This is a genomic window from Rhodococcus sp. 1R11, assembly GCF_004563845.1.
Classification (GTDB): domain Bacteria; phylum Actinomycetota; class Actinomycetes; order Mycobacteriales; family Mycobacteriaceae; genus Rhodococcoides.
This window is the reverse complement of sequence record NZ_SPNG01000030.1, coordinates 1-1,036: the sequence shown is the minus strand read 5'-3', so window position 1 is coordinate 1,036 and position 1,036 is coordinate 1. Positions and strand designations below refer to the sequence as shown.

At 62.3% G+C, this 1,036-nt stretch carries 1 protein-coding gene; it reads left to right on the top strand.

What is annotated here, in order from left to right; genetic code table 11:
• Positions 1–1,014 (top strand): aldehyde dehydrogenase family protein (locus E4P29_RS25750; RefSeq protein WP_135048113.1); only part of this gene is annotated, 1,014 nt, incomplete at its 5' end.
• Positions 1,015–1,036: the final 22 nt, after the last annotated feature.

Below are 1,036 nucleotides of genomic sequence, written 5' to 3'. Positions count from 1 at the left end.
TTCAGTGGGCCGGGTACCGCCATCGTTCAACGACGGCCCATCGGCATCCTTCTCGGCATCATGCCGTGGAATTTCCCGTACTACCAGGTGGCGCGGTTCGCCGGTCCGAACCTTGCTCTGGGCAACACGATTCTTCTCAAGCCGGCACCGCAGTGCCCGGAATCGGGACTTGCCTTGCAGAGTTTGTTCGACGATGCGGGATTCCCGGCGGGGACCTACAACAACATCTTCGCCACCAATGAGCAGGTCGAACGGATTATTGCGGACCCTCGCGTGCAGGGGGTGTCGGTTACCGGTTCCGAGCGGGCGGGTGCCGCGATCGCGGAGATCGCGGGACGCAACCTCAAGAAGGTCGTTCTCGAGCTCGGTGGTTCGGATCCATTCATCGTGCTGGGTGTGAGTGATATGGATGAGGCGGTCGATGCAGCCTTCGAGGCGCGGATGGAGAATACCGGTCAGTCTTGTAATGCCGGCAAGCGTGTGATCGTTCTCGACGAGCTGTATGACGACTTCGTTGCGCGTTACACCGCGAAGATGTTGGCGCGGCCGGCGTCTCCGGTGTCCTCGCTCGTGGCTGCAGAGCGTTTGAGCGATCAGGTCGACCGGGCGGTGGCCTCGGGTGCGTCGTTGGAGACCAGCGGCGAGCGTAACGGGGCCTGGTTCCCTCCGGGTGTGCTCACTGGTGTTCAGCCCGGCGGTGATGTGTTCTACGAGGAGTTTTTCGGTCCGGTGGCGATGGTCTTCCGCGTTCGGGACGAGGACGAGGCGATCAGGATCGCGAACGACACCCCGTTCGGGCTCGGCTCGTACCTGTTCAGTACCGATCCCGAGCAGGTCAAGCGTGTCAGCGAGCAGATCGAGGCGGGAATGGTCTACGTCAACGGGTTTGGTGGTGAAGGTGCGGAGTTGCCGTTCGGTGGCGTCAAGCGTTCGGGTTTCGGGCGTGAGCTCGGGCGTCATGGGATCGACGAATTCGCGAACAAGAAGCTGATTCGTACCCTGCGTCAACCCTGAGGTCGGGGACAGTCACGCGCCC